The sequence below is a fragment of the Nonomuraea fuscirosea genome, assembly GCF_003001935.1.
GTDB classification, from domain to species: Bacteria; Actinomycetota; Actinomycetes; order Streptosporangiales; family Streptosporangiaceae; genus Nonomuraea; species Nonomuraea fuscirosea.
In genome coordinates this window covers 139,699-161,688 of record NZ_PVNG01000015.1, presented here as the reverse complement: position 1 = coordinate 161,688, position 21,990 = coordinate 139,699, and the positions used below count along the sequence as shown (strand labels likewise).

The following is a 21,990-nucleotide window of genomic DNA, read 5'->3' as shown; positions in this document are numbered from 1 at the left end:
GCCGAGCAGGCTCGCGACCAGCGCATCCGGTACCAGAAGCCCGCTCGCTGAGTGAGCCCCCGCCACCTCGCCCTCGCCGTCGGCCTCGCGGCCGTCTGGGGCTTCAACTTCGTGGTCATGCAGGTCGGCCTGCAGCACTTCCCGCCCCTGCTGTACGCCGGCCTCCGCTTCGCCATGGCCGCGTTCCCCGCCCTGCTCTTCGTGGGCCGGCCGGGAGTCCCGTGGCGCTGGGTCGCCGGGGTGGCGGCCACCCTGGGAGTGGGCCAGTTCGGGCTGCTGCTCGTGGGAATGCGAGCGGGCATGCCGGCCGGCCTGACCTCCCTCGTCCTGCAGATGCAGGCACTGTTCACCGTGTTGTTCGCGGTGACGCTGCTCGGGGAGCGGCTCACCGCCCGCCGCGTGCTGGGGCTGGCCGTCGCCTTCTGCGGGCTGGCCCTGGTCGCGTTCGACTTCGGCGTCGCCGGCCCGCTGGGCGCCTTCGCCCTGTGCGTGGCCGCCGCCGCGGCGTGGGGGCTGGGCAACGTCGTCCAGCGCCGCGCCGCGCCGCCCGACTCCCTGCGCTTCATGGTCTGGGTGAGCGCCCTCTCCGCGCCCCCTCTCCTGCTCCTGTCGGTGCTGGTGGAAGGGGCGCCGGTGCTGAGCACCGCGACGGAGGGGTGGCTGTCGCTCGTGTACGTGGCCTTCGTCTCGACCCTGGGCGGCTTCGGCGTCTGGGGCTGGCTGCTGCGGCGTTACGACGCCTCGACCGTGGCGCCGTACACGCTGCTCGTGCCCGTCTTCGGCATGTCCTCCGCCGCCCTGGTGACCGGTGAGGCGCTGTCCTGGGTCAAGCTGCTGGCCGCCGCGCTCATCGTCTCCGGCGTCCTCTACGCCGGCACCAGGCCCCGCCGCCCCGCGCCGGCCGAACCGGCGGCCACGCCCTCGTAACGGGTCAGAGGACGGCGGCGGCCGCCTTGGCGGCGGCGGGCAGGGCCTCGGCCACGCGGCCGAGCGCCTCGTCGTCGTGGGAGGCCGACAGGAACCACGCCTCGTACGCCGACGGCGGCAGATAGACGCCCTGGTCGAGCATCGCGTGGAAGAAGGCCGTGAACGCCGCGGTGTTCTGCGTCTTGGCCTCGGCGAAGTTCGTCACCTCGGCGTCCGTGAAGAAGATCGAGAACAGGCTGCCCGCCCGCTGCAGCCGGTGCGGCACCCCGGCGGCCGCCAGCGCCTCCGAGGCGGCCTGCCCGACCTTGAGCGCCGCGTCGTCCACCCGCGCGTACGCCTCGGCGTCGAGAGCGCGCAGCGTCGCCAGGCCGGCCGCGCAGGCCAGCGGGTTGCCCGACAGCGTGCCCGCCTGGTAGACGGGGCCCTCGGGCGCGAGGTGCCCCATGACGTCGGCCCGGCCGCCGAACGCCGCCGCCGGCAGCCCGCCGCCCATGACCTTGCCGAACGTGATCAGGTCGGCGTCGACGGGGTCGAGGCCGTACCAGCCGGCCGCCGAGACGCGGAAGCCCGTCAGCACCTCGTCCACGATGAGCAGCGCGCCGCCCGCCGTGCACAGCTCGCGCAGGCGCGCGTTGAACCCGTCGCGCGGCGGGACGACGCCCATGTTGGCCGGGCACGCCTCCGTGATGACGCAGGCGATCTCGCCCGTCGCGAACGCCGCTTCGACGGCCTCGACGTCGTTGTACGGCAGCACGATCGTGTCGGCCGCCGAGGCCCCCGTCACGCCGGGGGTGTCGGGCAGCCCGAACGTGGCGACGCCGGAGCCGGCCGAGGCCAGCAGCGCGTCGACGTGGCCGTGGTAGCAGCCGGCGAACTTGATCACCTTGGACCGCCCGGTGAAGCCCCTGGCCAGGCGTACGGCGCTCATCGTCGCCTCGGTGCCGGAGCTGACCAGCCGCACCTTCTCGACCGGCGCGACCCGTTCGACGATCGCCTCGGCCAGCTCGACCTCGCCCCGCGTGGCGGTGCCGTAGGAGAACCCGCCCGCCACCGCGTCGGAGACGGCCTCGACGACGGCGGGATGGCGGTGGCCGAGGATCATCGGGCCCCACGAGCAGACCAGGTCGACGTAGCGGTTGCCGTCGACGTCGGTGATGTAGGGGCCCTGCCCCGAGGCCATGAAGCGGGGAGTGCCGCCCACCGCGCCGAACGCGCGCACCGGGGAGTTGACGCCGCCGGGGACGATCTGGCGGGCGCGGGCGAACAGGTCGTCGGAGTTCTGTGTACGGCTCACCGATCCAGGTTAGCCGCGCCGCTCAGTCGGCCAGCCACTCCAGGAGGAGCAGCGGGTCGGGCAGCGGCCGCCCGTCGGGTGCGCGCAGCCAGGTGACGTTCTGCCCGCCGGGCAGCGTCGAGGGCGGGGCCACGACGTAGCTGTCGCGGCAGTGCCAGCGCAGCCCCGGCGTGTCGTCGATGGTCGCCGGGTCGCAGTCGAGGTGACACGACCACCACTCGTCCTCGTCCTCCGGATTGCCCCTGGTCGCCACGTAGAACAAGACCCGGTCGCCGTTGGCGGCGACCGGGCCTGGGTGGGCGCCGGCGGCGTCGATCCTGGTGAGGGCCGACAGGCCGGCGGCGAGCGGTACGTCGAAGACGTCGAACACGCGCCCCGTGGGCAGAATCACACCCGCCTCGGGCTCGGCCTGCCACCAGCGGGTGAGCAGGGCCGGGTCGGTCGTGGCCTGCAGATGCCAGGCGGGCGACAGCGGATGGGCGCCGGGGTCGGGACAGCCGACCCGGTCACAGGAGCAGGCCCGCGGCCCCGTGCGGAGCGCGTAGGCGCCGGGCACCACGGGCCAGCCCAGGGCGGCGTATTCGAGCACGGCGTCGATGCGTGTCGGCCGCGCGCGTTTTTTGGTACGCCGAGCCAGTGGTACCCCCACCATGGTGTCTCCCGTCGCCTCACAGTGCCTGAGGAGGTCCCGGATCCCGGGCTGTACGCACACGCGGGACACACCAGCACTTGTCCTGCAACTCTAACCCACGGGCCCCAGGAGTTGACGGGAAACCCCTAGGTTAGAGCCCTCGTGCCACTTCCACGGCCCAGTAGGTGAGGATCAGATCGGCCCCCGCGCGCTTGATCGCGACCAGCGACTCGTGGATCATCCGGTCCCGGTCGATCCAGCCGTTGGCCGCGGCGGCCTCGATCATCGCGTACTCGCCGCTCACCTGGTAGGCGGCCACGGGCACGTCGACCTCGGCGCGGACGCGGGTGATGACGTCGAGGTAGGCCCCGGCGGGCTTGACCATGACGGCGTCGGCGCCTTCGGCCAGGTCGAGCCGCACCTCGCGCAGCGCCTCGTCCAGCGGGCCTGCCGGGTCCTGCTGGTGCGTGCTGCGGTCGCCGAACTGCGGGGCGCACTCGGCGGCGTCGCGGAACGGCCCGTAGAAGGCGGAGGCGTACTTGACGGAGTAGGCCAGGATCGGGACCCCGGCGTGACCGGCCGCGTCGAGCGCCGTGCGGATCGCGCCGACCTGGCCGTCCATCATCCCGCTCGGCGCCACCATCTGCGCCCCGGCCTCGGCCTGGGCGACCGCGACGGACGCGTACCGCTCCAGGGTGGCGTCGTTGTCGACGTCGCCCGACGGGGTGAGGATGCCGCAGTGGCCGTGGTCGGTGAACTCGTCGAGGCAGGTGTCGGCCAGCACCACGAGGGAGTCGCCGACCTCGGCGTTCACGTCGCGCAGCGCCTGCTGCAGGATACCGTCGGGGTCGTCGGCGGCCGAGCCGCGGGCGTCCTTCACGGCGGGGATGCCGAACAGGATCAGCCCGCCCACGCCGGCCTCGGCGGCCTCGTGGGCGGCCTTGCGCAGCGAGTCGCGGGTGTGCTGGAACACGCCCGGCATGGAGGCCACGGGCTGCGGCTCGGTGAGCCCTTCCTTGACGAACATGGGCAGGATCAGGTCGGCGGCGTGCAGCCGGTTGCCCTGGACCAGGCGGCGCACGGCAGGACCGCGGCGCAGCCTGCGGGGGCGGGCGACGGGATACTGCGCGCTCACGTGCGCACTCACTGGGGCACTCACTTGACTCTCCTCCTGGCGCCACGGCGGTTCTGCGAGGGCCGGCGCGGGGTGTCGCCCGCGGCCAGCGCCGCCTGGCGCTGCTTGGCCCCGAACTCGGCCACGGCGGCGGCCAGGGCGGTGGCGGACGGTGTGTCGGCCATGACGTCGACGCGGAGCCCGAACTCCTCGGCGGTCTTGGCCGTCTGCGGCCCGATGACCGCGATCACGGTGACGTTGTGCGGCTTGCCGGCGATGCCGACGAGGTTGCGCACCGTGGACGAGGACGTGAAGAGCACGGCGTCGAAGCCGCCGCCCTTGATGGCCTCGCGGATGGGCGCGGGCGGCGGCGCGGCCCGCACGGTGCGGTACGCGGTGACGTCGTCGCACTCCCAGCCCAGCTCGGTGAGCCCGGCCACGAGCGTGTCGGTGGAGATGTCGGCCCGCGGCAGCAGCACCCGGTTGATCGGGTCGAGCATCGAGTCGTAGGGCGGCCACTCGGCCACGAGCCCTTCCGACGACTGCTCGCCCGACGGCAGCAGGTCCGGCTTGACGCCGAACTCGACCAGGGCGCGCGCGGTCGCGTCGCCCACGGCCGCCACCTTGAGTCCGGCGAAGGCGCGGGCGTCGAGGCCGTATTCCTCGAACTTCTCGCGCACCGCCTTGACCGCGTTGGCGCTGGTGAAGGCCACCCACTCGTAGCGGCCCGTGACCAGGCCCTTGATCGCGCGGTCCATCTGCTGCGGCGTGCGCGGCGGCTCGACCGAGATGGTCGGCACCTCCTCGGGCACCGCGCCGTAGGCCACGAGCTGCTCGGACAGGCTGCGCGACTGCTCCTTGGTCCGCGGGACCAGCACCCGCCAGCCGAACAGCGGCTTGGTCTCGAACCACGAGAGCTTGTCGCGCAGCCCGACAGCCTCGCCGACCACGATCAGCGCGGGCTCGGTGAAGCCGGCGTGCTTGAGGTCGGCCTGGAGCCGGCCGAGCGTGGACACGACGGTGTACTGCTCGGTGGTGGTGCCGCCGCTGCTGACCGCGACGGGCGTGGTGTCGGGCTTGCCGCCCGCGATCAGCGCCTTGCCGATGGGCACGGCGTCGCCGATGCCGTTGTAGACGACCAGCGTGCCGCGGCAGGCGGCGTGGGCGGCCCAGTCCTGCTCCTGGGCGGCGTCGACGACCCGGAACTCGGGCACGGCGCTGGCCGGCGGGATGCCGGCGTAGGTGAGCACGGCGGTCGCGGGCGGCACGCCGGGCACGATCTCGAAGTCGACCTCCGCCGCGGCGCAGGCCGCGACCTCCTCGGTGATCGAGGAGAACAGCATCGGGTCGCCCGCGCACAGGCGCACCACGAGCTGCCCGCGGGCGGCACGCTTGACGAAGTCGCGCTCGGCGACCTCGACGCCTTCACGGCAGTGGCGCAGCAGCGGGGTCTGGGTCTCGTCGTCGAGCACCACCGCGTCGGCCTTGCCGAGCAGTTCGGCGGCGCGGAGCGTGAGCAGGTTGGGATCACCGGGACCCGCGCCCACGAACGCGACGAAACCGGAGGTCGGACTATCGGAGCTCAATGGGATTGCTCCCCCATCAATCTGTCGGCCCCTTCGGCGATCATCTCGGCCGCTAGGAGGCGGCCCAGTTTCGCAGCCTCCGAAGGAGAGCCGGCGGCGGACTTGCGGACCGCTTCGCGGCCGTCGATGGAGACGACCACAGCGGTCAGGTTCAGAGTGTGCCCGTCATCGGCCGCGAAAGCACCCACCGGGGCGGAACACCCGGCTTCCAGCGCGTTCAGCACGGCACGCTCGGCGATCACCGCCGAGCGGGTGGACGGGTCGTCGAGCACCCGCAGGAACTCGATCAGGTCGGCGCGGTCGGCGCGGCACTCGACGGCCAGCGCCCCCTGGCCGGGGGCGGGCAGCAGTTCCTCGGTCTCGAAGATCTGCGCGATCTCGTGGCTGCGGCCGATCCGCTCCAGGCCGGCCGAGGCGAGCACGACGGCGTCGAGCTCGCCCGAGGTGACCTTGCCGATCCGGGTGTCGGCGTTGCCGCGGATCGGGACGTATTCCAGGTCGGGGCGGAGCGCGCTGAGCATGGCCACCCGGCGCGGCGAGCCGGTGCCGACCCTGGCGCCCGGCGCGAGGTCGGCGAACTTGTGCGTGCCGACCAGCGCGTCGCGGTGGTCGTGGCGGGCGGGGATGGCGGCCAGGACGAAGCGCGGGTCCTGCGTGGTCGGCAGGTCCTTCAGCGAGTGGACGGCGAAGTCGACCTCGTCCTCGATCAGCTTGTCGCGCAGCGCGTTGACGAACACGCCCGTGCCGCCGAGCTGGGCCAGGTGGGCCTTGGTCACGTCGCCGAACGTCGTGACGCCGACCAGCTCGATCGCGCGCCCGGTGCGCTGGATATAGGCGTCGGCCACCATGCCGGACTGCGTGGTCGCCATGAGGCTGCGTCGGGTGCCGAGCCGCAGCGCGCCCGTACGGGTCGTCACAGCTCCACCTCCCTCACGGCCTCGGGCATCTTCGGATCCAGGTCGAACAACTCGCGCAGGGCTTCGGCATAATGATCGCCTCCCGGGCAGGTGGCGAGCTGCTTGACACGCACAGTCGGCTCGTGGAGCAGCTTGTCCACCACCCGCTGCACGGTCATGGCGACCTCGTCTCGCGCCCGCTCGTCGAGCTCGGGCACGCGCATGAGGAGCCGGCCGAGCTCGGACTCGACCACGCCCGCGGCCTTGCTGCGCAGCGCCACCACGGTCGGGGTGACCTTGGCCGCCCGCTCGGCGTCGAGGTAGGCGCGCAGTTCGCCGGCCACGAGGTCGCGCACGGTGCGTACGGCGTCGCCCTCGGCGGAGCCGATGCCGGACTCCTGGATCGTCTCCAGGTCCACCAGCGTGACGCCGGGCACCTCGCGTACGGCGGGGTCGATGTCGTGCGGCAGCGCCAGGTCGAGCAGGAACGCGGGGCCGCTCAGCATGCCGGGGGTGATGACGTGGCGCCCGGCGCCGGTGCAGGTGATGACGATGTCGGCGCCGGCCAGTTCGCCCGCCACGGCGCCGAACCCGACCGCCCGCCCGCCGACGGACTCGGCCAGCCTGGCGCCGCGCTCGAAGGTGCGGTTGGCCACGGTGATGTCGCTCACGCCCGCGCGGGCGAGCGTGACGGCGGCCAGGGAGCTCATGGAGCCGGCCCCCACCACCAGGGCGCGCCGCCCGGTCAGGTCGCCGGCCAGGGCGAGCCCGGCGGAGACGAGCGAGGCGCCGTGCTTGTCGATGCCGGTCTCGTGGTGGGCCCGCTTGCCGACCCGCAGTGCCTGCTGGACCAGCTCGTTGAGGGTGGCGCCGACGGTGCCCTGCCGCTGCCCCAGCTTGAGCGCCTGGCGGACCTGGCCGAGGATCTGGCCCTCGCCGACGACCATGGAGTCGAGCCCGCACACGAGGGAGAACAGGTGCTCGACGGCCCGCTCCTCGTAGTGCACGAAGAAGTGCGGCCGCAGCTCCTCGACGGGAACGCCGGAGTGGACGCCCAGCAGGTCGGTGATCGCGGTGACGGCGGCGTGGAAGCGGTCGGCCGTGACCAGGACCTCGACCCGGTTGCAGGTCGAGATCACCATGGCCTCGGCGACGCAGGAGTCCTGCCGTACGTCGTGCAGGAGCTTGACCAGCGCCTCGCCCGTCATCGAGACGCGCTCCAGCAGGGCCACCGGCGCGGTCCGGTGACTGAGTCCTACAGCCAGAACACTCATTGACCGTCCATCGCCATGAGTGGCCCCCCAGCCTTGCGTTGCTCGTGGAACGCGAGAATCTGCAGTTCGATTGATAGGTCGACTTTACGGACATCGACGCTGTCCGGCACGGAAAGTACAACAGGGGCGAAGTTCAGGATGCTGGTGACGCCCGCGGCGATCACGCGGTCGCAGACCGCCTGCGCCGCCGCCGCCGGTGTCGCCAGAACCACGATCGAGACTCCGCGCTGCCCGATCACGGTTTCCAGTTCGTCGATGTGCTCCACATTCAACCCCGCGATGGTGTCGCCCACCACTTCGGGGTCGGCGTCCACGAGCGCCGCGACGCGGAAGCCCCTGGAGACGAAACCGCCGTAATTGGCCAGCGCGCGGCCGAGGTTACCGACTCCGACGATCGCCACCGCCCAGTCCTGGGTCAGTCCGAGCTCGCGGGAGATCTGGTAGACGAGGTATTCGACGTCATAGCCTACGCCTCGCGTGCCGTAGGAGCCCAGGTGAGACAGATCCTTGCGCAACTTGGCCGAGTTGACCCCGGCGGCGACGGCCAGGTCTTCCGAGCTGACGGTCGCGATCCCCCGCTCGGCCATCCCGTGCAGCGCCCGAAGGTACAACGGGAGCCTGGCGACCGTGGCTTCGGGGATGCCGCGGTCGCGGGGCTGGGACGGGCTCTTCACGTGCCGGTGCTCCAGGGAACGGGCGGCTTGGGGACCGCGTGATAGGAATCGAACCGTCTTTCAGGTTAATCCCTTTGTGAACCGATGCACAAAGTCGGCGGGGTACGGTTGCTCACATGCATCGCATCACCTTGCTCGGCAAACCCGGATGTCACTTGTGTGACGACGCGCGCGAGGTCGTCGCCAGGGTCGCGGGCGAGCTGGGCGTGCCGTGGGAGGAGGTCAGCATCGAGTCGTCGGCGGAGCTGACCGAGAAATACTGGGAGATGATCCCGGTCACGCTGATCGACGGGGTCCAGCACGACTTCTGGCGGGTCGACGAGGCCAGGCTGCGGGCCGCGCTCGAAGCGTGACGGCTCGGGGAGGCGCAGGCCGCGCTCGAAACGTGGCGGCCCGGGCGGCGGAGGCCGCGGTCAGTACGCGACGGTGGGCAGCGGCACCACCTTCGCGGCGTTGACGTCGAGCTCGATGACGTTGGTGGCCAGCACCATCGTCTGCCGCTCGTTGACGAACCGCTCCACGTGCGGCTGGCGCTGGTGGTCGCGGTAGGCGACCTCGTCACGGTAGAGCTCGTAGACGATGCGCTGCAGCGGGGCCGACTTCACCGCGTGGCAGGCGTACACGAGCGTGTCGGGCTCGCCCCTGCGCACGGCCTCGACGGTCGCCTCGGCCAGCCGGTCGAACGCGTCGCCCGCGCCGTCCATGATGGTGAAGACGGTGAGCAGGCCGTAGATGGTGGGCGAGAGCCGGCCCGAGCCGGGCTGCTGCTGCGCGGGGGTGAACACGTCGGCGCCGGGGAAGACCGCGCCGGTGCCGGGCGCCGACGGTGACAGGTTGTAGTCGGGCCGCTGGGGCGGCGCGCCGTTCATGATGTAGCCGGTCGAGGGCCCGGAGTCGGGCGGCGGCGCCATCCGCGCCGCGTAGTCGACCTCCTGGTCGCCCGCGCGATATTCGGCCACCAGATCCCCCAGGCCCGACGACCTGCGCGGCGGCGCGGGCGACAGGTCGGCCGCCTGCATCGGCTCCGGCATGCCCCTGCGCCCGCCGCCCGGCACCTCGTCGCGGAACATCGGACGGTCGCCGGGCGGCTCGTCGCGGAACATCGGGCGGTCGCCCGGCGTCATCTGGCGCTCGTCCAGCGGCATGGGGCGCTCGTCGCGCGGGACGCGGTCGCCCCGCGGCGTCCGCTCGTCCCGCGGCACCCGTTCCTCGCGGCGCTGAGAGCGCTCCTCGCGGCGCGAGAGGCGCTCGTCGCCGTCGGGACCGAAGTCGTCCTCGTCGTCGTCCTCGTACGGCGCCAGCGGCCGCAGCACGGTGTACCAGACCGCCGCTCCCGCCACCGCCAGCAACGCGGTGGTGAACAGCGGCGGCACCGCGAACCGCATCGCCCCCACGAGCGCGAGCCCCGACGGCACGATGACCACGGTCGCGTGCAGGTTGTCGGTGTCGTACTCGTCGCCGTTGCGCCACTTGATCCCGGCCACCACCAGCATCGCCAGCATGAGCAGCACGGCGACGGCGTGCACGGCGATCAGCAGGTAGCCGGGGAAGAGGTTCCAGTGGTTGGACGCGGCCGGCAGCGACCTGCCCATCTCCTGGCTCTTCAGCGGGTCCCACACCATGATGACCACGCTCACGAAGCTCAGCGCGATGCCGGCCAGCCACGCCAGGAACCTCGGCGGCGCCTTCTCCGACAGCAGCTGCACCAGCCCGACCGCCAGCCACAGCGGCGCCAGCAGTGATCCCGTCACCTGGTAGACACGGAAAGTGACACCGCCGAAGCCGATGAGGTAGCCGAGGCCGATCACGCCCAAGGCGAGACAGAGCGCCACGACTGCAACGGTCCAGGCGACAAGCCATCCCTCAGGGTCGTCGCGCAGCCGTTGGATCAGGGCACCGGCCGCGACGGCGGCCAGGAGCGCGCCGGCGAAAGCTATGACAGCAACGAGGATCTCCATGGTGACTCCAATGCTGCCGGACGATGCCTCCCAGCCGGTAGCCGAAGAGGGAACGGGTCGGTCCAACACGGTATCTGCCGATTACGCCTAGTCATGCCATCACGCTGTGGATTGTGGAATTTCCGGTTGATTTCTAGAGTGTTCGAGCACGCCGCACCCCTTACCCCTAGGGATACCGGATGCCTGACTCGTCGCCGTTCGCCGGGCTGCTCGCTCCAGCCGTCGCTGGACCTGCCCGGACGGGCGAGCTCGTCGTGCACGAAGACGTGCCCGACGACCTCCGCATGCTGGTGATGCACGCCAAGAACGGATGCACGCAATCCTTTGGCACGCTCTACGACCGCTACGTCGACCTCGTCTACCGCTACATCTACTTCCGGGTGGGCTCCCACCCGCTGGCGGAGGACCTCACCAGCGAGACCTTCCTGCGCGCGCTGCGCCGGATCGGCGACTTCACCTGGCAGGGCCGCGACTTCGGCGCCTGGCTCGTGACCATCGCGAGAAACCTGGTGACCGACCACTTCAAGTCGGGACGCTACCGGCTGGAGGTCACCACGGGTGAGGTGATCGACGTCCCGCTCGACGGCTCCCACATCCCCGAGAACGCCGTGGTCACGGCCATCATCAACGACCGGGTGCTGCGTGCCGTACGCGATCTCAATCCCGAACAACAGGAGTGCGTCGTCCTGCGCTTCCTGCACGGCCTCTCGCTCGCGGAAACCGCGCTGATCATGGGGAAGAAGAGTGGAGCGATCAAAGCGCTGCAGTTCCGGGCCGTACGGTCGCTGGCCAGAGCTCTCAAGCACGACCTGGCGTAACCTACGCCGACCGCGCGTCGTTAGGCCATTGTCACGAGAGGAAAGGCCCAGGGGTTCGCATGAGTAGTGCGCGCAGGCGGCGGGAGCGCGTGCTCGATCACCTCACCGAACTCCAGGAGCTGCCGATCGGCGCTCCCCAGCCGGCCTTCAAGGAACGCCTGCGGGCGGAGCTGATGTCGCTCGCCCACGAGCAGGACGAGCCCGTCACCGAGCGCGCGCACCGCCGCCGTCCCGCGCGGCGCCGGCCGCTGCTGTCCCAGCTCGCCGCCGTGGGGCTGGTGGCGGCGATGATGGTCTCCTCCTTCGCCACCTACCAGGCGGTGCCCGGCGACTCGCTCTACCCCCTCAAGCGCGCCGCCGAGACCACGCTCGTCCGGCTCAGCTCGGGCGCGGAACGCGGCGAGCGCGAGCTCGACTCGGCCAAGACCCGCGCCAAGGAGGTGGCCACCCTGCTCGGCTCCACCACCACCGAAGCCCCGCTGATCAACAAGACGCTGAAGGACATGGAGGAGTCGACGCGCGTGGGCGTCGAACGCCTCGAAAGGACCGAGCCGCGTTCACCGAAGATCAAGAAGTTCGCGCAGGATCAGCAGGAGGTCGTCGAACCCATGTTGGACCAGCTCGGAGAGGCCGACCTGGCCCGCGCGGAGGACTACCTCGACTACATCGAAGGTCTGGTCGCGCCCGAGTAGGTAAGTAAGCTGAAGCCCATGTGGCGGCTTATGCGACGACGACAGGAAGTGCACCCCGAGGTCGCAGGCGAGGCCGCGGCGCAGGCGGCGGTCACGGTCGCGCCGATCACGCCGGTCGAGCCCGACCTGGAGGCCGCGGCCTTCTTCGACGTGGACAACACGATGATGCGCGGCGCGTCGATCTACCACTTCGCCAGAGGGCTGGCCACGCGCGGGCTGTTCACCACGTCCGACCTGTTCAAGTTCGCCGTGGGGCAGGCGGTGTTCCGGCTGCGCGGCAACGAGAACCCCGAGCACATCGCGGTGGCCAGGGAGACCGCGCTGGCGTTCGTGGCCGGGGCCAAGGTCGACGACGTCGTACGCCTCGGCGAGGAGATCTACGACGAGGTGATGGCCGACCGCATCTGGGGCGGCACCCGGCTGCTCGCCCAGAGCCACCTCGACGCCGGCCAGCGGGTCTGGCTGGTCACCGCCACCCCGGTCGAGCTGGCCAGGGTCATCGCGCAGCGGCTCGGCCTGACGGGCGCGCTCGGCACCGTCGCCGAGACCAGCAACGGCGTCTACACCGGGCGGCTGGTCGGCGACCTGCTGCACGGCCCCGCCAAGGCGGAGGCGGTGCGCGCACTGGCCCGCAGGGAGGGGCTCGACCTGTCGCGCTGCACCGCCTACAGCGACTCGGCCAACGACCTGCCGATGTTGTCCCTGGTCGGCGAGGCCGTGGCGATCAATCCGGACAACGAGCTGCGTGAGCACGCCAGGAAGCACGACTGGCCGATCAGGGACTTCCGCACCGGGCGCAAGGCCACGATGACGGCGCTGCCCATCGCGGCCGGCGTGGGCGCGCTCGCGGGCGGCGTGGCGGCGGGCATCGCCCTGCGCCGCCACTACCGCGGCCGCGTCTGACCCCTGGGTGCGCCTGACGAGGAGCCCCCGCGAGGCTCCCCTACTGCAGCGACCCGAACAACTTGCCCGCCTCCGGCTGCTTCCACTGAAGCCGGACGCGGTCGTCCGGATGCGGGCCCGTGGGCACCACCTTGAGGCTCACCTTGGTCTCCGCGAGCTGGGTGCCGAGCTGGTACATCTCCTCGACGGTGAGATCCGTCTTCACCGATCTGCGCACCACGTCGAGGAAGCCCTGGAGCTCGGCCGGGTCCGCGACGGCCCTCTGCGCCTTCTTCAGCAGCGCCATGACGACCGTGCGCTGCCGCTTGATCCGCGACAGGTCGGAGCCGTCCCCGTAGTAGCGCAGCCGCACGTACCCGAGGGCCTTCTCGCCGTCGAGCACCTGCTCGCCGGCGCGCAGCCGCAGCTTGGCCTTCGGCTCGTTCACCGGCGCCGGCACCTTGACGGTGACGCCGCCGAGCGCGTCCACCATGTCCTCGAACCCGGCGAAGTCGACCGCCATCGTGTGGTGCAGCCGCAGGCCGGTCAGTTTCTCCAGCGTCGTCCTGAGGCACGCGGCGCCGCCCTCGTCGTACACGGCGTTGATCATGACGGTCCTGGCCGGGCCTGACGTGCACGGGGCGGCCCGCACCAGCGAGTCGCGCGGGACGCTGACCGCGGTCGCTCTGCCCCGGTCGGCCGGCACGTGGACGATCATGATCGTGTCGGCGCGCTGGCCCGTGTTCCGGCTCGACGGGCCGTACTTGGCGTTGCCCTCGCCGTCGCGGGTGTCCGAGCCGATCAGCAGCACGTTGACGGCGCCGCTCACGTCCACCGCCTCGCCCCCGGCCGCCGGTCCCGCCGGTCCGCGGTGCGAGAGGAGCACCGTGGGCACCGCGACGGCGCAGACCGTCGCGACCGCGACCAGGCCGGCCGTCCACCAGCCGGTCCACCGGCGGCGGGGCCGGCTGTGCAGGTATCGCGTGCGCTGGCGGACGAGCGTGGGCGGCGGCCCGTGCTCCAGCTCGGCCCCCAGGTCGCGGAGCAGCTTCAGGTCGTCCATCGTCACTCCTCCTCCATGGGGTTGGTGTCGCCGAGCGCGGCGCGTACCTTCCGCCTGCCCCTGTTGAGGCGGGAGCGCACGGTCCCGACGGGGATGCCGAGCGCCCGCGCGACCTCCTCGTACGTGAGATCGCCCCAGGCGATCAGCAGCAGCACGTCGCGGTCCTTGGCGGGCAGCGCGGCCAGGGCGCCGGCCAGCTCACCGCGGACGGCCTGGGCGCTCACCCCGGCCGCCACCCGGTCGGCCGGCGACTCCACCTCCGCCTCCACGGGGGCGCGCAGCAGAGCCCGGTAGCGCGTCGCCTCGGAGCGGTGGTGCCGGGCGACGAGCTTGGTCAGGATGCCGAACAGCCACGGCCGGGCGTCCGGGTAGGACAGGTCGTAGCTTCTCCGCTTGGAGAAGGCGATCAAGAACGTCTCACCGACGAGGTCCTCGGCGGGCCCGGGGCCGAGGCGTTTGGAGACGTACCGGTAGAGCATGGCGGAGTAGCGGTCGAAGAGCTCGGCGAACGCCTCGGGGTCGGACCACGAGGCGCTCACCAGCTCCGAGTCCACACCCCTGACGGCGGGTTGCGTGATCATCTCCGCCCTTCTGTGGGGGATCGGTCACGGATGTCTCTCCACAACCCGCCCAGCGGGTTCAGATCTCCTTGAGCTGGCCCCCGTCGATGACGACCTCGGCGCCGGTGGTGCCGCCCGAGCGGGGCGAGACCAGCAGGGCGACCGCGTCGGCGATCTCCTGCGGGTGCACCAGCCGGCCGGTGGTCAGGTTCATCATCGCAGGCGCCACCTCCTTGATCACGCTGTCCCTGTCGGAGCCGACGAATCCGGCGAACACCTCGGCGGCGCCGCCGTCCTTGGTCCACCAGTCCGTCAGCACGGGTCCGGGCGAGACGGTGTTGACCCGGATCCCCTGCGGCCCGAACTCCTCCGACAGGGACTTGCCGATCGCCAGCACGGCCGCCTTGGCGGCGCCGTAGTCCACGTTCATGGCGCTCGGCTGCCTGGCCATGGTGGAGGACACGTTGACGATCGAGCCGCCGCCCCGCTCCAGCATCACCGGGACGGCGGCGCGGATCATCCGGACGACCGCGAACAGGTTGAACTCGAACATCGCCCGCCAACCGGCGTCGTCGGGCGTCAGGAACCCGGCCCGCGGCAGCGTCACCCCGGGCGGCGGGCCGCCGGCGTTGTTGACCAGGATGTCCACCCCGCCGAACTCCCGCACCGCGTGCGCGACGACCTGGGCGGGCGCCTCCGGGTCCATGAGGTCCACCGCGACGTGGCTCACCTTGGCGTCGGGCACGGTACGGGAGGCGGCGACCACGTGGGCTCCCTCCTCGGCCAGGGTGCGGGCGACGGCCAGGCCGATGCCCTTGGACGCGCCGGTGACGACGGCGACGCGGCCGGAAAGCTGCAGATCCATGAGGGTTGTCCCTTTCGGTGTTCAGTCGATCGATCCGCAGAACACCGCCGGGGGCCGTCCGGTTGCACCCGGTCTTCGGCCGGCCGGTCAGAGGAAGGGCGGGAAGGCGTGACCCCTGCGCAGCCGCAGCTCGTTGAGCAGCTGCTGGATGACCTCGCGCACGTGGTCGGTGATGTTGAAGACCAGCATGGGGTCGTCGGCGGCCGACGGGTCGTACTCGTCGGTCCTGATCGGCTCGCCGAACTCGATCATCCACTTCGACGGCAGCGGCACCAGGCCGAGCGGCCCGAGCAGCGGGAAGAACGGGGTGATCGGCAGGTAGGGCAGGCCCAGCAGCCGGGCCACCGTCTTCAGGTCGCCGATCTTGGGATAGATCTCCTCCGCCCCCACGATCGCGGTGGGCACGATGGGCACCCCGGCCCTGATGGCGGAGGCCACGAAGCCGCCGCGGCCGAAGCGCTGGAGCTTGTAACGCTCGGAGAAGGGCTTGCCGACGCCCTTGAAGCCCTCGGGGAACACCCCGACCAGCTCGCCCTTGCGCAGCAGCCGGTCGGCGTCCTCGGGGCAGGCCAGCGTGTGGCCGGTCTTGCGGGCCAGGTGGCTGAGGAAGGGAAGCTGGTAGACCAGGTCGGCGCCGAGCAGCCGCAGCGCCCGGCCGGCCTCGTCGTGCAGTGCGACCTGGAGCATCAGCGCGTCCATCGGCAGCGTCCCGGAGTGGTTGGCCACGATCAGGGCGCCGCTGTCGTCGGGGATGTTCTTCAGCTCGACGGGCTCGACCCGGAACCAGTGGTTGTAGAGCGGCCTGATGAGCTCCAGGACGACCTTGTCGGTCAGCTCGGGGTCGTAGCCGAACTCGTCGACCTCGTAGTCGCCGGTGACCCGCCTGCGCACGAAGGCCAGCAGCCTGGCCATGGGCTCGGGCTCCGCGAACGAGGGCGCCGCGCTGATCGGGATCACCCGGCCCTCCTCCTCGTGCGGAACGCTCACGGCCGGGCACCTCCCAGCGGACGCAGGTCGTGGGAGCGCAGGAAGTCGTCGAAGGCCGCGGCGGTGCTGAACTTGGGCTTCCAGCCCAGCTCGGCCTCCAGCCTGGCGGTGTCGACCGCGCGGCCGTGGCACAGCAGCCTGACCTGCTCGGGCGAGTATTCGACCAGGCCGACCCTGCGCACTGCTCCGCCCAGCACGCGGAAGGCGGACGAGGGCAGCGGCAGTGACGGCCGCCCCGCCCTGCGCGCGCACTGCGACAGCAGCAGCACGCCGGCCCCGGCCACGTTGAACGTGCCGGGGTGATGCTCGGTGGCCATCCGGCGGAGCACCTCGACCGCGTCGTCCTCATGGATGAACTGCAGCCGCGGGTCGAAGCCGAACACGCTCGGCAGCACCGGCTGGGTGAAGTAACGCGTCAGCGGCGAGTCGACGCCTGGACCCATGAAGTTGGCGAAGCGCAGCAACGACACCGTCACGTCGGGACGGCGCCGCGCGAAACCCCGCACGTAGCCCTCGACCTCGGCCGCGTCCTTGGCGTAACCGTGGACGGGGCCGTCGTGCGGCTCCAGATCCTCGGTGAACACCGCTGGATCGCGGGGCGACGAGCCGTAGACGGCGGTGGTGGAACGCACCACCACACGTCGCACGGTCGCCGACCGCTGGCACGCACCGAGCAACTGCATGGTGCCGATGACGTTGTGCTCCTTCATGGCGGCCCTGCCACCACTCCGCGAGGGAGCGCTGACGAGGCTCATGTGCACAACGGTGTCGATGTCCGCGGCCGCGATCACCTGAGCGATGTCGGGGCTGCGCAGATCCACCCGGACGAACTCCGTCCGGCCGAGGGAGCTGTCACCGTCCCGCGTCAGCGAGGGGGGCGGTACGGTGTCCACTCCGATGACACGGCTGATGTCCGGGTCTGCCGCCAGGGCACTCGCCACCCGGGCGCCGATGTGGCGCGAGACCCCGGTGACAAGCACAGTGTGGGTCATCAGCGCCTCGCAGCTGCGTCGGTTACTTCTTGTTGCGCCGCTGGATGCGCGTCTTCTTGAGCAGCTTGCGGTGCTTCTTCTTAGCCATCCGCTTGCGGCGCTTTTTGATCACAGAGCCCACGGGACCCCCAGGTACTGATAGCAAGTCTGAATCGATGTGCGAGCGCACACCGGCTCACAGACTACCGGCGATCCACGGTAGATCGCCCATCGGGGGGCGAGAGCCCGGTCGCATCAGCGGCAACCGGGCCTCTCCCGCGACAGCATTCACGACACGACCGGGCGTGTCGCTACATCAACCTGCCTCGATGTAGGCCTCCCGCAGATAGTCGTGTACCGCCTGCTCAGGCACCCTGAACGAGCGGCCGACTCTGATGGCCGGCAGCTCGCCGGAGTGGACGAGCCGGTACACCGTCATCTTGGACACCCTCATGACCGTCGCCACTTCTGCGACGGTCAGGAACTTCACCTCGCTGAGAGGTCTTTCGCCTGCAGCCATCGGACGCCTCTTCCGCACGTGTTTCCGGGTTATCCCCACTGGTGCCATTGCTCACGCACGTGTACTGCCGTCAGCGTAAGTCGGGACTCCGAGTGCGCAAACCCCCTATTTTCTCAGTTGCCGGAGCCGCCTGTCAGCCGAACCAGCAAAATCGCTGGCCAGCAGCCCGGCCGAGCACCTCACCTGGACGTTGGAACTGTCCAAGTTGCCACACATAAGAGTCGCCGGAGCCCTGTCAAAAGTTGGCAAAGGGACAGCGAGCCTCTTGGAATGCAGGCGCGAAAAGACGGTATGGGGAGGACCGAATTAGACAGGAAGGGCTTGTGAGACTCTTGTGACCAATCGGTCGGTCAACGGAGCGTAGTAGCGGGGTAGCACGTTGTCGTCGAGTGGCACGACGACGTCAATCTTGCCTTCCGCCTCCCCGACGAAGAGCCCGGGGTCGTTGCAGTCGGCGAAGGCCACAGTCGGCACACCCGCCTCTCCCGCCGCTCCCGCCCAGCCGTGGTCGGCGATCACGAGGTCGGGAAGGTCGCCGTCGAGCTCGCCGAGCATGTGCCGCATCGGGTCGGCGTCGTGCGTGTGCACCAGCGCGCCCTTGTCGTCGAGCATGGCGACGTCCTGGAGGTATCTGATCCGCCGCGGCCGGCCGAAACCCGACCCCGCGTAGGTCCATCCCTCGCCCGGCGTCAGCAGCCGCGCGCCCTTCGCCACGCACAGGGCCGCCAGCGGCAGGTGCACGGCCAGCAGGCCCGTGGGGTGGCCGGTGGCGATCAGGACACGCGCGCCCGGCCGGGCCAGCACCCCGGCGATGCGCTCGGCCATCGCGTCGATCGCGTCGATGGTCAGCTCGGGGTCGATGGTGTCCTGGCCCCAGCGGTGGCTCGGGTCGGCGACCACGCCGGCGGACTTGGCCATCAGCGCCAGGATGTCGCGGTAGGACCACGGCTGGTCGAACGTCAGGCCCAGCGCGTAGTAGGCGTCGCCGTTCGCGAGACTGCTGTAGTGGTCGAGGTTGTTCTCGCGGGAGGTCGCGACATCGCCCGCGATGCGGGTCTGGACAAGCTGTTCACGGAGTTCGTCGCGACTGAGCACTGCATCTTCCTCGTCAGGGCATCGGATCGAGGCCGTGCAGGGGGAACACCGCGTGCCGGGTCGCCATGACCGCACGGTCAATGGGGTCCGCAGGATCATAACCATCAGAGAAGTGATGAAATTCCGGTTTGCGCCCATCCGTCATGGTGAGCGGTGGCGTCTCCCCCGTGCGCTCGCGTACGAACCGGCGCCATTCCTCGCTCGTCGGCGTGGCCGGATCGATGGGGTGCCCGGCCGCCTCGGCGATGAGGTGGGTCCACACCCTCGGCACCACCTGGACCAGCTCGTAGCCGCCTCCGCCGGTCGCGAGCCACCGGCCGCCGGCCGTCTCGTGGGCCAGGCGGTGCAGGGCGGCGTACGCGGTGCGCTGGCCGTCCACGCTGAGCATCAGGTTGGCCAGGGGGTCGAGCGCGTGGCTGTCGCAGCCGTGCTGGGTCACCAGGATCTCCGGCCCGAACTCGTGCAGCAGCGGCGGCACCACCGCGTCGAAGGCGCGCAGCCAGCCGGAGTCGCCGCAGCCCGCGGGCAGCGCGACGTTGACGGCCGTGCCCTCCGCGCCGGTCTCCTGGGGGAATCCGGTGCCGGGGAACAGCGTGCGCGGGCTCTCGTGCAGGCTGATCGTCAGCACCCTGGGGTCGTCGTAGAACGCCGCCTGCACGCCGTCGCCGTGGTGGACGTCGACGTCCACGTACGCGATGCGGCTCACGCCCTGCTCCAGCAGCCAGGCGATGGCCAGCGCCGGATCGTTGTAGACGCAGAACCCGCTGGCCGTGGCGGCCATCGCGTGGTGCAGCCCGCCCGCGATGTTGAGCGCGTGCTCGGCCGAGCCCTCGTGGACGGCGCGGGCGGCGGCCAGCGTGGCGCCGGCGATCAGCGCGGAGGCCTCGTGCACGCCCTTGAACGCGGGGTTGTCGGTGGTGCCCAGGCCCACGCCGAGATCGGCCCGGCCGGAGACGGACACGCGCTTGACGGCCTCGATGTAGGGGCGATCGTGGACCAGGGCCAGCTCGTCGTCGCTCGCGGGCTCGCACCCGGCCAGCTCGACCTTGTCGAGCACGCCGAGCTCGCGGGCCAGGGCCATGGTCAGCTCGACGCGCACGGGGGCGAGCGGATGGCTCGGGCCGAAGTCGTAGGAGGTGAGAGCGTCGTCCCAGATCACCCGTGCCGACCGGCTCATGCCAACCCCTCCACGTGCTGCCTCGCCTTGCGCCGACGTTACCGCAGCCACGGACCTCCCGCTGTGGCGCGGGTTCCGCGGCGGCACAGCCCGGTTCGGCGGCCGGAGACGTTCAAGCTCCACCCGGAAGTCGTGACTTATGGTGTCATCGTGCGCATCGCGCGGATCTTACGGAAGATCGGCCGGATCCCCGGGTTCTTCAGACGTCCGATCGTCTTCGACCGGACGCTGGTGATCGTGCTGGCCTTCCCAGCGATCCTCGGGCCCCTGCTGATGATCGGCCGGGGCGAGGTGCAGGTCCCCCCGAACGCCTCCCTGCACTACCTGCTCGGAACGGCGCTGCTGCTCACCCGCCGCCGCCACCCGGTGCCGACCGTCGCGCTGGTCCTCGCCGTGGACGCGGTGTTCATCCTGAGCGGGATCGTGACCAACACCAATTTCCCCACGCTCATCGCCCTCTACAGCGTGGGCCGCTACACCAGCGGCCGGACCACCGCGATCACCTCGGCGGCGGCGTACGTCGCCGCCGCCGCCATCATGACGTTCGGCATGGAGGGCCAGGGGCTCTGGCTGGTGTCCCTGTTCACCGTCGGCGCCGCCGTGGGCCTCGGCCAGCTGGTCCGCCTGCGGGCCGAGCTGAAGGACCGTGGCCTGCGCGAGGCCGCCGACGCCGCGGTCAGGGCCGAGCGGCGGCGCATCGCCAGGGAGCTGCACGACGTGGTGGCGCACCACATCACGGTGATCAACGCCCTGGTCGGCGGCGCGCGGGCGACGCTGCCGCCGGAGCAGGAGGTCAGCAGGAACGCCCTGGAGAGCGCCGAGCAGACCGCCAGGCAGGCCATGTCGGAGATGCGCCGCCTGCTCGACGTGCTGCGGGCCGACGGCCAGGAGGGCCCCGACGCGGCCACCGGGGTCGGCGCGGAACGGCTGCCCGCGCTGATCAAGGAGGCGAGGTCGGCCGGGCTGCCGGCCAGCCTGACCGTGACCGGCGAGCCGGTCGAACTGCCCGCCACCGTGGACCACGCGGTCTACCGGATCGTGCAGGAGGCGCTGACGAACACGCGCAAGCACGCCGTCAGCGCCAGGGCCAGCGTGCTGCTCGCCTACGAACCGGCCGCCGTGGAGGTCGAGGTGCTCGACGACGGCCTGAAGAAGGACCAGGGCACGCCGGGGTTCGGGCTCGGCGGCATGGCCGAGCGGGTGGCCCTGTGCGGGGGCCAGCTGTCCACCGGCCCCCGCCTGGAGGGAGGATTCCGCGTGCACGCCCGCCTCCCCCTGGAGCGGACATGACCGCCGCCGGCCCCATCGAGGTGCTCCTCGTCGACGATCACGAACTGGTGCGCAAGGGCTTCCGGCTCATGCTCGACGCCCAGCCCGACCTGAGCGTGGTCGGCGAGGCGGGCGACGGCGAGCGGGCGGTGGACCTGAGCCGGCGGCTGCGGCCCGACGTGGTGCTGATGGACCTGCACATGCCGGGCATGGACGGCGTGCGCGCGACCGAGCTGATCACCGCGGAGCTGCCCGGCGTGCGGGTGCTCGCGCTGAGCACGTTCGACCTGGACGAGAACGTGGTCGCGGCGCTGCGCGCGGGCGCGGACGGCTTCCTGCCCAAGGACGTCTCCCCCGAGGAGCTGATCGAGGGCGTACGGGTGGTGCACCGGGGCGAGTCGGCCGTCGCGCCGCGCCTGCTGACCCGGCTCATCGGCACGTACGTCCGCACCTCACCTCCGCGCCAGGCCCCCGCGGTGCTGTCCGGGCTCACGGACCGCGAGCGGGAGATCCTCGTCCTGATCGCCCGCGGCCGGTCGAACGCGGAGATCGCGACCGGCCTGTCCGTCTCCCCCTCGACCGTGAAGAACCACGTGACGAGCCTGTTCGCCAAGATCGGCGTGCGGGACCGGGCCCAGGCCGTGATCGTCGCGTACGAGGCAGGCCTGATCCACCCAGGAGAGTAGGACCAGGGTCCTAGATCACGCCGGTGCGAACGGTCCCGGGGCAGGAGGTGA

24 protein-coding genes are annotated in these 21,990 nt (G+C 71.3%); 7 read left to right on the top strand and 17 right to left on the bottom strand.

The window, feature by feature from the left end; genetic code table 11:
- Positions 1-51 precede the first annotated feature (51 nt).
- Positions 52-927: an EamA family transporter gene (locus B0I32_RS32115; RefSeq protein WP_106246163.1), complete on the top strand. Its 876-nt coding sequence runs from the start codon at positions 52-54 to the stop codon at positions 925-927.
- Positions 928-931: 4 nt separating this feature from the next.
- Here the strand turns inward: B0I32_RS32115 and hemL are convergent, their stop codons facing one another.
- From hemL to B0I32_RS32080, 7 genes are all read right to left on the bottom strand, one after another.
- The gene (hemL, locus tag B0I32_RS32110; protein ID WP_106246161.1) at positions 932-2,221 is read right to left on the bottom strand and encodes a glutamate-1-semialdehyde 2,1-aminomutase; all 1,290 of its coding nucleotides are present in this window, start codon (positions 2,219-2,221) and stop codon (positions 932-934) included.
- Positions 2,222-2,243: 22 nt separating this feature from the next.
- The gene (locus tag B0I32_RS32105; protein WP_106246160.1) at positions 2,244-2,873 is read right to left on the bottom strand and encodes a bifunctional DNA primase/polymerase; all 630 of its coding nucleotides are present in this window, start codon (positions 2,871-2,873) and stop codon (positions 2,244-2,246) included.
- Between the two features lie 130 nt (positions 2,874-3,003).
- A complete protein-coding gene (gene hemB / locus B0I32_RS32100; RefSeq protein ID WP_106246158.1) occupies positions 3,004-3,987 on the bottom strand; it encodes a porphobilinogen synthase in 984 nt (327 codons plus the stop codon).
- A 20-nt stretch (positions 3,988-4,007) separates the two neighbouring features.
- Positions 4,008-5,558, bottom strand: a complete 1,551-nt coding sequence (locus tag B0I32_RS32095; RefSeq protein WP_106246157.1) for a bifunctional uroporphyrinogen-III C-methyltransferase/uroporphyrinogen-III synthase — start codon at positions 5,556-5,558, stop codon at positions 4,008-4,010.
- Positions 5,549-6,469 (bottom strand): hydroxymethylbilane synthase, encoded by a 921-nt coding sequence (hemC, locus tag B0I32_RS32090; protein WP_106246155.1) that lies wholly within the window; start codon positions 6,467-6,469, stop codon positions 5,549-5,551. Before hemC ends, B0I32_RS32095 begins: the two co-directional genes overlap by 10 nt.
- Positions 6,466-7,722, bottom strand: coding sequence for a glutamyl-tRNA reductase (locus tag B0I32_RS32085; RefSeq protein ID WP_106246153.1), 1,257 nt, complete (start codon positions 7,720-7,722; stop codon positions 6,466-6,468). Before B0I32_RS32085 ends, hemC begins: the two co-directional genes overlap by 4 nt.
- On the bottom strand, positions 7,719-8,396 hold the full coding sequence (locus tag B0I32_RS32080; protein WP_106246152.1) for a redox-sensing transcriptional repressor Rex: 678 nt from the start codon (positions 8,394-8,396) through the stop codon (positions 7,719-7,721). Before B0I32_RS32080 ends, B0I32_RS32085 begins: the two co-directional genes overlap by 4 nt.
- Positions 8,397-8,512: 116 nt before the next feature.
- On the opposite strand from B0I32_RS32080, the gene B0I32_RS32075 reads away from it, so the two are divergent.
- Positions 8,513-8,749: a glutaredoxin family protein gene (locus tag B0I32_RS32075; RefSeq protein WP_106246150.1), complete on the top strand. Its 237-nt coding sequence runs from the start codon at positions 8,513-8,515 to the stop codon at positions 8,747-8,749.
- A 60-nt stretch (positions 8,750-8,809) separates the two neighbouring features.
- On the opposite strand, the gene B0I32_RS32070 is transcribed toward B0I32_RS32075, so the two are convergent.
- Positions 8,810-10,354, bottom strand: coding sequence for a putative quinol monooxygenase (locus B0I32_RS32070; protein ID WP_106246148.1), 1,545 nt, complete (start codon positions 10,352-10,354; stop codon positions 8,810-8,812).
- A 179-nt stretch (positions 10,355-10,533) separates the two neighbouring features.
- Between B0I32_RS32070 and B0I32_RS32065 the strand changes: the two genes are divergently transcribed.
- Genes B0I32_RS32065 through B0I32_RS32055 form a run of 3 tightly spaced genes read left to right on the top strand, consistent with a single transcriptional unit; the run spans position 10,534 to position 12,767 of the window.
- Complete coding sequence (locus B0I32_RS32065; protein ID WP_106246146.1) at positions 10,534-11,172, top strand: sigma-70 family RNA polymerase sigma factor; 639 nt, start codon at positions 10,534-10,536, stop codon at positions 11,170-11,172.
- A gap of 59 nt (positions 11,173-11,231) precedes the next feature.
- Complete coding sequence (locus B0I32_RS32060) at positions 11,232-11,864, top strand: DUF5667 domain-containing protein (RefSeq protein WP_146178380.1); 633 nt, start codon at positions 11,232-11,234, stop codon at positions 11,862-11,864.
- 18 nt (positions 11,865-11,882) lie between these two features.
- Positions 11,883-12,767, top strand: coding sequence for an HAD family hydrolase (locus B0I32_RS32055; RefSeq protein ID WP_106246143.1), 885 nt, complete (start codon positions 11,883-11,885; stop codon positions 12,765-12,767).
- 40 nt (positions 12,768-12,807) lie between these two features.
- Here B0I32_RS32055 and B0I32_RS32050 read toward each other — a convergent pair whose 3' ends face one another.
- From B0I32_RS32050 to B0I32_RS32010, 9 genes are all read right to left on the bottom strand, one after another.
- Complete coding sequence (locus B0I32_RS32050) at positions 12,808-13,809, bottom strand: LCP family protein (RefSeq protein WP_106246141.1); 1,002 nt, start codon at positions 13,807-13,809, stop codon at positions 12,808-12,810.
- A gap of 2 nt (positions 13,810-13,811) precedes the next feature.
- Entirely contained in the window at positions 13,812-14,390 is a 579-nt protein-coding gene (locus B0I32_RS32045; RefSeq protein ID WP_106246139.1) for an RNA polymerase sigma factor, read from the bottom strand.
- Between the two features lie 58 nt (positions 14,391-14,448).
- Positions 14,449-15,234, bottom strand: a complete 786-nt coding sequence (locus B0I32_RS32040; RefSeq protein ID WP_106246138.1) for an SDR family NAD(P)-dependent oxidoreductase — start codon at positions 15,232-15,234, stop codon at positions 14,449-14,451.
- Between the two features lie 87 nt (positions 15,235-15,321).
- A complete protein-coding gene (locus tag B0I32_RS32035) occupies positions 15,322-16,221 on the bottom strand; it encodes a lysophospholipid acyltransferase family protein (RefSeq protein ID WP_393274426.1) in 900 nt (299 codons plus the stop codon).
- Entirely contained in the window at positions 16,218-17,213 is a 996-nt protein-coding gene (locus B0I32_RS32030) for an NAD-dependent epimerase/dehydratase family protein (protein ID WP_106246136.1), read from the bottom strand. Before B0I32_RS32030 ends, B0I32_RS32035 begins: the two co-directional genes overlap by 4 nt.
- 22 nt (positions 17,214-17,235) lie before the next feature.
- Positions 17,236-17,334, bottom strand: coding sequence for a 30S ribosomal protein bS22 (locus B0I32_RS32025; RefSeq protein WP_018654693.1), 99 nt, complete (start codon positions 17,332-17,334; stop codon positions 17,236-17,238).
- Between the two features lie 174 nt (positions 17,335-17,508).
- On the bottom strand, positions 17,509-17,712 hold the full coding sequence (locus B0I32_RS32020) for a helix-turn-helix domain-containing protein (protein ID WP_043629748.1): 204 nt from the start codon (positions 17,710-17,712) through the stop codon (positions 17,509-17,511).
- Positions 17,713-18,018: 306 nt separating this feature from the next.
- Positions 18,019-18,807 carry a phosphatase gene (locus tag B0I32_RS32015; protein WP_106246135.1) on the bottom strand — a complete coding sequence of 263 codons (789 nt, stop codon included), beginning with the start codon at positions 18,805-18,807 and terminating at the stop codon, positions 18,019-18,021.
- A gap of 13 nt (positions 18,808-18,820) precedes the next feature.
- Entirely contained in the window at positions 18,821-19,984 is a 1,164-nt protein-coding gene (locus B0I32_RS32010) for an acetoin utilization protein AcuC (RefSeq protein ID WP_181307990.1), read from the bottom strand.
- Positions 19,985-20,134: 150 nt separating this feature from the next.
- Here B0I32_RS32010 and B0I32_RS32005 point away from each other — a divergent pair, with 150 nt between their 5' ends.
- Positions 20,135-21,274, top strand: a complete 1,140-nt coding sequence (locus tag B0I32_RS32005) for a sensor histidine kinase (RefSeq protein ID WP_106246131.1) — start codon at positions 20,135-20,137, stop codon at positions 21,272-21,274.
- On the top strand, positions 21,271-21,939 hold the full coding sequence (locus B0I32_RS32000; RefSeq protein ID WP_106246130.1) for a response regulator: 669 nt from the start codon (positions 21,271-21,273) through the stop codon (positions 21,937-21,939). The genes B0I32_RS32005 and B0I32_RS32000 overlap by 4 nt, the downstream gene beginning before the upstream one ends.
- Positions 21,940-21,990: the final 51 nt, after the last annotated feature.

What these genes read in the sequence shown, in the direction of transcription:
- B0I32_RS32105 (WP_106246160.1), bottom strand. Translation starts at nt 2,873, where the DNA reads ATGGTGGGGGTACCACTGGCTCGGCGTACCAAAAAACGCGCGCGGCCG.
- B0I32_RS32085 (WP_106246153.1), bottom strand. Translation starts at nt 7,722, where the DNA reads ATGAGTGTTCTGGCTGTAGGACTCAGTCACCGGACCGCGCCGGTGGCC.
- B0I32_RS32075 (WP_106246150.1), top strand. Translation starts at nt 8,513, where the DNA reads ATGCATCGCATCACCTTGCTCGGCAAACCCGGATGTCACTTGTGTGAC.
- B0I32_RS32070 (WP_106246148.1), bottom strand. Translation starts at nt 10,354, where the DNA reads ATGGAGATCCTCGTTGCTGTCATAGCTTTCGCCGGCGCGCTCCTGGCC.
- B0I32_RS32065 (WP_106246146.1), top strand. Translation starts at nt 10,534, where the DNA reads ATGCCTGACTCGTCGCCGTTCGCCGGGCTGCTCGCTCCAGCCGTCGCT.
- B0I32_RS32060 (WP_146178380.1), top strand. Translation starts at nt 11,232, where the DNA reads ATGAGTAGTGCGCGCAGGCGGCGGGAGCGCGTGCTCGATCACCTCACC.
- B0I32_RS32055 (WP_106246143.1), top strand. Translation starts at nt 11,883, where the DNA reads ATGTGGCGGCTTATGCGACGACGACAGGAAGTGCACCCCGAGGTCGCA.
- B0I32_RS32050 (WP_106246141.1), bottom strand. Translation starts at nt 13,809, where the DNA reads ATGGACGACCTGAAGCTGCTCCGCGACCTGGGGGCCGAGCTGGAGCAC.
- B0I32_RS32045 (WP_106246139.1), bottom strand. Translation starts at nt 14,390, where the DNA reads ATGATCACGCAACCCGCCGTCAGGGGTGTGGACTCGGAGCTGGTGAGC.
- B0I32_RS32040 (WP_106246138.1), bottom strand. Translation starts at nt 15,234, where the DNA reads ATGGATCTGCAGCTTTCCGGCCGCGTCGCCGTCGTCACCGGCGCGTCC.
- B0I32_RS32030 (WP_106246136.1), bottom strand. Translation starts at nt 17,213, where the DNA reads ATGACCCACACTGTGCTTGTCACCGGGGTCTCGCGCCACATCGGCGCC.
- B0I32_RS32020 (WP_043629748.1), bottom strand. Translation starts at nt 17,712, where the DNA reads ATGGCTGCAGGCGAAAGACCTCTCAGCGAGGTGAAGTTCCTGACCGTC.
- B0I32_RS32010 (WP_181307990.1), bottom strand. Translation starts at nt 19,984, where the DNA reads ATGAGCCGGTCGGCACGGGTGATCTGGGACGACGCTCTCACCTCCTAC.
- B0I32_RS32000 (WP_106246130.1), top strand. Translation starts at nt 21,271, where the DNA reads ATGACCGCCGCCGGCCCCATCGAGGTGCTCCTCGTCGACGATCACGAA.